Source organism: Thalassolituus sp. UBA3500 (genome assembly GCF_002377545.1).
Classification (GTDB): Bacteria; Pseudomonadota; Gammaproteobacteria; order Pseudomonadales; family Oceanobacteraceae; genus Thalassolituus.
The window spans coordinates 39,663-47,775 of record NZ_DFQB01000009.1; the positions used below are offsets into that span (position 1 = coordinate 39,663).

At 48.8% G+C, this 8,113-nt stretch carries 9 protein-coding genes; 4 read left to right on the forward strand and 5 right to left on the reverse strand.

Translation table 11 applies throughout. The features are described from left to right. Window positions 1–219: 219 nt before the first annotated feature. Window positions 220–915 (reverse strand): hypothetical protein, encoded by a 696-nt coding sequence (locus tag B2R29_RS02870; RefSeq protein WP_301179699.1) that lies wholly within the window; start codon window positions 913–915, stop codon window positions 220–222. A gap of 680 nt (window positions 916–1,595) precedes the next feature. Here B2R29_RS02870 and B2R29_RS02875 point away from each other — a divergent pair. Both B2R29_RS02875 and B2R29_RS02880 read left to right on the forward strand, forming a co-directional pair. Beyond that, a complete protein-coding gene (locus B2R29_RS02875; protein WP_301179700.1) occupies window positions 1,596–1,997 on the forward strand; it encodes a hypothetical protein in 402 nt (133 codons plus the stop codon). Window positions 1,998–2,058: 61 nt separating this feature from the next. Further along, a complete protein-coding gene (locus tag B2R29_RS02880) occupies window positions 2,059–2,241 on the forward strand; it encodes an AlpA family transcriptional regulator (RefSeq protein ID WP_301179701.1) in 183 nt (60 codons plus the stop codon). Window positions 2,242–2,297: 56 nt separating this feature from the next. Here B2R29_RS02880 and B2R29_RS02885 read toward each other — a convergent pair whose 3' ends face one another. From B2R29_RS02885 to B2R29_RS02900, 4 genes are all read right to left on the reverse strand, one after another. Beyond that, complete coding sequence (locus tag B2R29_RS02885) at window positions 2,298–2,786, reverse strand: hypothetical protein (RefSeq protein ID WP_301179702.1); 489 nt, start codon at window positions 2,784–2,786, stop codon at window positions 2,298–2,300. 13 nt (window positions 2,787–2,799) lie between these two features. Then, a complete protein-coding gene (locus B2R29_RS02890; RefSeq protein ID WP_301179703.1) occupies window positions 2,800–3,684 on the reverse strand; it encodes a hydrolase or metal-binding protein in 885 nt (294 codons plus the stop codon). Next, entirely contained in the window at window positions 3,681–4,697 is a 1,017-nt protein-coding gene (locus B2R29_RS02895) for a YqaJ viral recombinase family protein (RefSeq protein ID WP_301179704.1), read from the reverse strand. The genes B2R29_RS02890 and B2R29_RS02895 overlap by 4 nt, the downstream gene beginning before the upstream one ends. An 88-nt stretch (window positions 4,698–4,785) precedes the next feature. Further along, a complete protein-coding gene (locus B2R29_RS02900) occupies window positions 4,786–5,733 on the reverse strand; it encodes a DUF932 domain-containing protein (protein WP_301179705.1) in 948 nt (315 codons plus the stop codon). 525 nt (window positions 5,734–6,258) lie between these two features. On the opposite strand from B2R29_RS02900, the gene B2R29_RS16930 reads away from it, so the two are divergent. Both B2R29_RS16930 and B2R29_RS02905 read left to right on the forward strand, forming a co-directional pair. Then, window positions 6,259–6,777, forward strand: coding sequence for a YagK/YfjJ domain-containing protein (locus B2R29_RS16930; protein WP_414716601.1), 519 nt, complete (start codon window positions 6,259–6,261; stop codon window positions 6,775–6,777). Window positions 6,778–6,997: 220 nt separating this feature from the next. Further along, window positions 6,998–8,113 (forward strand): carboxypeptidase regulatory-like domain-containing protein (locus B2R29_RS02905; protein WP_301179706.1); only part of this gene is annotated, 1,116 nt, incomplete at its 3' end.

Here is an 8,113-nt window from a genome sequence, read left to right on the forward strand (position 1 = left end):
ACCGGTCTTGAAAACCGGCATAGGTTAGTAGCCTATCTAGGGTTCGAATCCCTATCCCTCCGCCACTTATTTCTAAAAAAGCCCCGCACTGCGGGGCTTTTTTGTTTCTGCCTTACGTATCATCCCCCAATGTATCCCCCTTTGGCACTACCAAGTTTGTCTCTTGATCGTCAAATTGATTACGGTATTGGGATTCCAGTCTCATCGCTTAATTGAAAGTCACAGTCCGCATGATTCATTCAGAGCATTCAACCCGTCTCTAATTTGACCTGTCAAAGACTTAAACCGATCAACTTCCTCTTGTGAAAGCTTTTGGTTTGCCTCGCTTAGCTCGTCGGGGATGAGGTCAAGCCCGTTCACATCGGCGAGTGCTTGATGTCTCCTCCATGCCGCTTGCGATTTCTCTTCATACAGTCTTGCCAGCTCTTCGAGCTGACTGGTGAGCGCAGGGATTCTACTAATGGCCACAAAAGCATCGGAAGAGCTGCGCGTGGATGCTACCGTTCCGGGTGCTGTGATCTGATCTGGCATTGGCTGAGTGTACTGCTCGGCTATCCGGTCGAACAGTTCAATAGTACTCAGGTTACCCTCTTTACAAAGCTTGCGGAATCTCCTGTTGGCTTGAGCGCTTATGGTCAACGTTGATTTTCCCTTCTTTGCCTCGCGAGCCCGCCAGTTCGTCTCAATCATTTTCATTCGAGCTTTGGTTAACTCGAAATCATGAAAGAAGCCATTTCGACCTTGAATGTAGTTGTTTAGATCCTGAGCTTTTACTCGGTCGCACACCTTTTTTGAAATCTGATTTTGCAGCCAAGCTTGCTGGTTTTTGTCGGATGCTTTTATCCAGGAGGTGTGAGGATTGTCGCCAACTTTATCAACACTGAAAACGGGGTTTTGGCTCATAAGGCCTGCCATATTGAAATTCTATTGTCATTATATTACTAGTAATATTGTATTTTACACATAATTAGAAAGCCAGTTGCTTCAAGGGTTGAGCGACTGAAATGCAGTGGATACTGATGTTTACGCTAAGGGAAATAATTCTTACGAATGGAAAGCTGTCACCACCGGCAAGACTTTTGTTGGGGCAACTTGTCGTGCGCAAGATGGTGCGAAGCTACTCAGTTAAAGAGTTGTCAGCGCTCAATCGTTGGTCCGAATCGAAGGCTCGAAGTGCTCTTCGTGAGCTCTTGGATGTAGGTCTTGTCGGGACAGTAGAGGTTTCTTCGTTTGATCGCGGGAGGCCCAAATTAGAGTACTGGTTGACCCCAAACTTAGAGCAGAGTACTGCGGAACCGAACGGATTCGGCCCGAAGATAGTAGAGCAGCTTTTGTGTGGACGTTTTAAAGTACCAGGTCGAGACCTAGATCTTTTCGTTCTAGTCACTCTGTGGTTACAAGTCGGCAGGGGAACTCTATGGTCATGCCTTTCTAGCGAGATCACTGAAGTTCTAAATCTGAAAGTAGGTAGAGTTCGTGGGGCTCTCAACCGGCTTGTAAGTGGAAACTGGATTCGCCCATTCGATGTTGTGGATGCGAACTCCTACTACTGTTTGTCACTTCGAAATTGCAGGTCGATTGTCCAGGGCAAGGATGTGAAATTATCTGCTGCGGTAGTGAATATACTCGATGCCGAGCATTGGTCTAGATGGGACGACGAAGTGGAACCGAGAGTCGCCAGACAATTGGCTGATTATACTTCCGGGTTATTTGTCTTGCTCTTCAATGAGGGGATAATGGGTACGGAAGGATTTTCAAGATGGGTTGATCAAGCGCGAACTCGCAGCGACTCCTGCGATGCGCCCCATGTTGTGTCATCTTTTGATGCTTTCGGTGACATCCCCCACCTACCTATCTCCTGGTCATCATATCTGAACTTATTTGGCGCTCTTAACGTAAGCGCTGAGCATATTAGGAAGCAGGGGGTTGAAAGCTTGAATCTGGCAATAGCGGAGAGACCTAAAGTAAACATCTTCTCGCTGGTGACGATCAATTAGTCTTACGCATAATTTTTTAAAGCCATGACACATCCCATGACGTAATGCACGAGGTGATGTCATGAGGATTATCAGACTGTCTGAAGTAATGAGCCGCACAGGCTTGGGCCGTAGCACAATCTACAAATTGATGAGTGAAGACCTCTTCCCGAGAAGCGTGGAGCTGATGCCCAGAACCGTGGGCTGGGTGGAGACGGAAGTCGAGGAATGGATTCTGGAGCGTATTGCCCGGCGTGATGGGTGAATGATAGATAGATGAAAAAAATAAACAGTGCAGCAACGGCTGCACTGTTTATTTTGCTAGCCCCTAAGGGCCTCATTGATGACTCCCGCGATACCAAGGCCTGCTCCAAGCATCAGTCCCTGGCGTTTACCCAAGAACGGGATCGCCAGAGAAGCTGACTTGAGAGCGACATCTACGAGGTCGTGAGGATTAGAAGGAGTCGGACGGCTAGGAACCGTTGTGTGGACTGGGTAGCTGACCTCGTGGCACCAGTCCGCAAACTCCTCACTGCTCACAAAGGCCAGATCCTCTTCGACCAAACAACTTAGTGCGCGGTTGAGTACGTACTCGGCTGAAGGCGTATCAGAGCCATTCAGACAGAGTGTGACCGCTCCGTGCGTCTGAAACTGATCCAGCGAGAAGAGCTGTAACGAGTACGCTTGGTACTCAGACGATGGTAGGACCGGGTATGTGATGACCTGATTCTTCCCAAGGTAGATACCATGAAGCTTATGGTAGTCGTTGCGGGCAATCAGACGGTCACCCGGTTGGAATGTATTAGGCATGATGATACCTCACTTAGTGTTGTTGGTTGTGTTGAGTGAGACGCCCCATGATGTCGTTTTGACCGGTTGGGACGTCCTGGTGTGATGGTTGCTGGCTCGCCGGGTAGAACTCTTCCAGGACTCCCGGAATCTCCTCCTCCGGATCTTCCGATAAGCCATTGGCATATCCACGCTGAGCGGCGGCATCCAATGCTGTCTGATCAAAGCCCGCTTGCTGCTTTTCTTCATGCAGACGGTTTGCCTCCTCTATGGCTTCGTTCAGGCTTGTGCCGCTACGAAGTTCCATGTCGACATAGAACACCGGAGCTCTGCGGCTCATGGTGGTGCTTTTGCTACGGAGCCTCAGTTGCAGAGGTAGGTAGGGTAGTAGGCCACCTGACGCTGCTTGGTAATACATCATCCGGGCAAGCAACGACCGCACGCTGTTGTAGCCTGTAGTTCTGAACACGAAGCTACCGAAGTCCTGTTCGTCTCCGATCAGAACATTCAGTCTCCCGTAGAGTTTACAGAGGCCACCTTTGCCGAAGTCACACACGTCAGGCCCAGGGCAGGGGAGTTCCTGTGTACCTTCAGACGTGACACGCTTACAGGTGTCTCCGTTTCCGGTACATAGTAAACGGCCATTGCTGCGGTCGAACATGGAGTACTCTGACCGAAGGTTAAGCTCAGGCTCGCTGAACAAAACCTTCACTGGGATAATGCGAAGCTTGTCCTGCTTCTGTTCTTCCCGGAGTTGCTTGTCCAGTGGATGAGTAATCCAGCCGTCTTTGGTTTGGACCTGTTGGGTGATGGTGAACTGATCATCCTTGGACGGAAGGCGCTGGCCATTGCGTTCAATGACCTGACCGATACTGATTCTCCCGATGGTGGGAGGGGTAATAGCGAGACCTTTAATCATGATCCTGCTCCTTCGTTGGTTTGTTTGATTAAGAACCGGCGACTGCCAGGCCGTTGAAGTGGGTATTGCTCAAGAAGAGACGGGTTAGCTTTCAAAGCGGCTGAGGTGTTCAGCGATACGGAATCCTTACTGCGCTTCCAGCTCACTGAGCCATTAGCAAAAAGAGCCCTTGAGTGATCTTCCATGCTTTGCTGAATGAACTGTTTCAGAGAACGTTCTTCCTGGTTGAGGGTGTCCAGCGAGTCCCGCACCTGAATCAGGCCGTCGAAAGCTTCATTCAGTACCGGGTCATTCTTGAGATTGATCGTTTCGCCTGTGTCTCGTGGATAGAGCGCACGAAGGGCTTGATCTGCTGAGTCTGAACCGTCAGCGGGAGGTGGCGTGTCCGATTCGACGTAAGACCAAAACTCGCGCTCCATTCGAATGAGCTGAGCAATAAGCTCGTCATCCCGTTCAATCCGATAAACACGAAACTCTTGCCCACAAAGCAGAACGGCAACTTCAGCGGTCTGTTTCCCGGTGACTGCCAATTGGTGCTGAACCTGGCATTGGTAGTAATGCGGAACACCGTCCTTCCAGAGCTTGGCTCCGTATTCCCCGGCAGTCTTACATTCCAGGATCTGAACTGTGTTATCACTAACAACGGAGTAGTCCAGGTTAGCCAGCATCCAGTGCAGTTCCTTGTCAGGGTGCTGTAGGATGGCATTCACACGTCTCGTCTTCCGTCCGGTGAGCTTCGTGTAATGCTCTGCAATGATGGGCTCCAGAATGTTGCCCCAGTACATGGGCGCATGTGGTGACTGGAAAGGATCTTCTTCGGTTTGAGCTAAACGTCCGGTTTTGATCATCCAGAGCTCAAGCTGAGACTGATATGGGCTGATTCCGATAGCGGCAGCCGCCTCGCTGGCTCCGATACCTTGTTTGCGGGCTTCAAGCCATTCATCTCGCGACATCTCCTTGGTGGATACTAGGCGGAGTGGTGCGCGATGCGGTGTTGCAGTCATGGTTTCCATAGTGGATCTCCAAATAAAGAAGCCCCCACACGCGATGCATATGAGGGCTTAAGTGGTATTGGTGAGTGTGCTTAGGCTGATGAGTTGGTCAGGCGACCAGAGCGAGCGCCTGTGTCAGAGCCTGATCTTTGATCTGGGCACCGATTCCGAACCAGGCAGAATCCAGGCGGTAATCGTTACCCCGTGCTCGACGTTCGTGATCGACGTACTGAGTAACCGCATTGACCAAGCCATAGGCGGTGCCGTCAGCAGACGCGAGGTTTGAGCCGTAGCCTTGCCCTTCGAACAGTTCAAGAGCACGCTTAGCTCCACGCTGGCTGATCTGGCCATTGCTCGTGAACACGCCCTCGATATAGGTCAGGGCTTCTTTGTGCGTCACCTTGCGGTTGCTCAGTGCCTTAAGCTCGTACATGAAGTTGTTCCAGTTGCTGATCGAGATGCCAAGGCCGTTCTTCACCTTATTGGCGTCAAAGTCCGTGCTATGGCGTACCTTCACAACAGAGCCTCCTTTATCCTGGAGAGCAACATGAAGGGTGTTGTTGCAAACCACTCGGACACTCGTGAACTGGGCGGTGGTTGCCATAGTGCCGTCACACGCCGTTGCTAAGAGGACGTAAGCATTGATGTGGTCGTTGCCTTTGATGGCACCAGTCTGCCCAGTACGGGCCAGTGCCCAGAGCTTTCTGCCTCCTTTGAGGACGCCAGCGGTTTCGAGTTGAAAGCCAGAGCGTTCTGTCAGATCGCGATAGAACTCCAGAATCTCTTCAGGCTGAACAACCTTATAGCGGTTGCCGACGACTGACAGAGGTTCTTTGGTGTCAGAGCGGTACAGGACTTTGTTGTTGTCGTACTGCTTCAGCTCTCCCATGACGGGGTTGCCTGACGCGATGAAGTGAACAGGGCATTCTTCTATCTGCCAGTTCATACCGGCTTGTTCAGCCCAGACTTCGAGGGGTTGGTTTTCAGTGAGTTGATTTCCCAGGCCATGCCATGGGGTGGTGCCTGTATAGGCCATTTGTTCTACCAGGTGAGCCATTGTCATATCTCCGTAGGTTGGCTTTTGGGGATAACCTGAAGCCGTCGACTTCTGGTTCACCTGGGTAATATATGGCTCAGATTTTTTGTAATTCGACTACGTTCGTATCACCTAACTTTTTACAGATGTTTCTCTTGTTTTGAGTGAAAAGTGATCAATATACTCAACGATTCGTTGGGTATTTGGAGCTGGCATACTACTGCCAGAGCCTGTGAAGCTTAGGTTATATATATTACAGGGCAGTCATATTTATCATTAATCAATAATCTAAAACCAATAGTAAAACCTTATAAGTGATGAACTACGTAACAAAGAGATAGAAGTCATCTACTACTGAACACTTAATAATTTTATACAGAGATACCAACTCCTATGAGCTAAAAAAATATAGGAGTTACGATGAACAAACGTCACTACACCAGTCGCAATCAAATCGTTATCCCTGCATGTGAGTATCAAGGGCGGTATCGACTTAAAGGCAATCATCCGATGATTAGAGGTTATCTTGAGTACATTGAAAGGATGATGCATGAGACAACGGCCCGTTACGGTAGGGTAACGATGATTCGCGTAGATCTCAGGTTCCCGAGTTGGTGGGACCTTGAGGTATACCCTTATCCGTCATGTATTAGCGAGTTTAACAGTAAACTGAATGGACTGGTGATTCGCAGAAACTCTGAAAGAGCCCATCCCGCGTTCCCACGTTATCTTTGGTGCAGGGAATTTGGTGACGTAAATGGAAGACCGCATTACCATGTGGCGATCATGGTAAGTGGCCATGCGTACTCTCCTCAAAGGTTTTACGATGCGACTTCGCTTCGGAATATAGCAGGACTGATTTCACGGGCTTGGCTAGATACGTTAGGTCTATGGGATGTGGAAGGTAATGGATTGGCATTCTTCCCTGAGAAGAGTGCTTGTAGCTTCAGCAATGGAGATCCGAACTCATTAATCGGAGCCTTCAGGCAGCTAAGCTACCTCGCTAAGGTTCGCACAAAGCGCTATGGAGACGGCTTTAGGAACTTTGGCTATAGCCTGAAATAGGAAACCGCCTTTTAACCAATGATATATGGCTCAGCGATCTTGAAAGGAGGCCCGATTGCGTGCGGGCTTGAGTGATTTAGTCAACCTGCTAAAGGGCTGGAAGTAGCGATGCTGCATATAGTCGACCACTATGTACGCCCACTATTAGCAGGAGATACTTTATTTTGTAACAAAGTGTATGTACCATTCAGGTGTCTATTTGAATGCATAAGGATTTGCAATGCGATCAATTTCCGCCGCCAGTTTTAGATTTTTCGTCCTCCAGCTTCTTCTCTTCGTATCGCTAGTGCCGTCATCTCATTCGTCAGATGCGGATTTCTTAGAAAGCAATGCAAATCCTGATGGGAGTATTTCACTTTCAACAGATTTAAGTCTTGCCTGGCAATCAACAGCTGAGTCAGTGGTTACCATTGGTGAGATCGGCGATGTGAATTCTGCAACAGTCCAGGCTGCTCAGGCATATTTAAGCGGTATAGGCGAGGCTGGTGATCTCAACACGGAAACTCTTTCATATTTATTGCTTACGAATTCATCATTAAGGCAGCTTGATGATGTGGCTGAGTTATATCGGCGGCAGAATGTAGATGGGGGGCTGGGATCTTATGCTAACTATGACAGTGATTTAATCAGTACATCGGCTTTTCTCCGAGTCTTGAACCAAACAGGTGTAGTCAACGAAATATCCAGCGGTGCGGTGGCCTATCTTATCGCTCAACAGAATCAAGATGGTGGCTGGTCTCTGAAAGGAAACAACTCTCAGGTTGAAACCACTTCGATGGTGGTAAACGCGTTATGGTTGTATCGCAATGTATATCAGTTAGGCAGTGCCCTAGATAATGGCATTAGTTTCTTATCATCTCAGAAAGATTCTAATAATTTATGGGAAGGTGTTGAATCTTCAGCACTTGCTTTGTCATCAATTTTAAATGTCGAGCTTGAGCGTGACAATCACCAGGAATCACTTGACGCATTTGCTGGTTTGCAAAATAGCAACGGTAGCTTTGAGGGGGATGTTTATTTAACGGCTTTGGGTTTAAGGGTGTTAGATGCCGTTAGTAAGCCAGCACCAGATCAAACCTTGGTTGCCGGTCGTGTTTTGGACGGAGATAGTGGTTTCCCTCTGTCAGGTGCTGCGGTTGAGCTGAGTGGGGCAAGCTCTTATTCTGGTTTTTCCGATGCCAATGGTGAATTTGAAATTGACAGCATCGCGGCTGGTAATTATGAGTTATTGGTATCTAGTGAAGGTTTTAGCTCGCTGGTTTCAAATATTGTCCTGGCAGTTGGAGATCAGATAAGGTTTGGTGATATCCAGCGAGGGTGTTCAAAATTCTGTGTC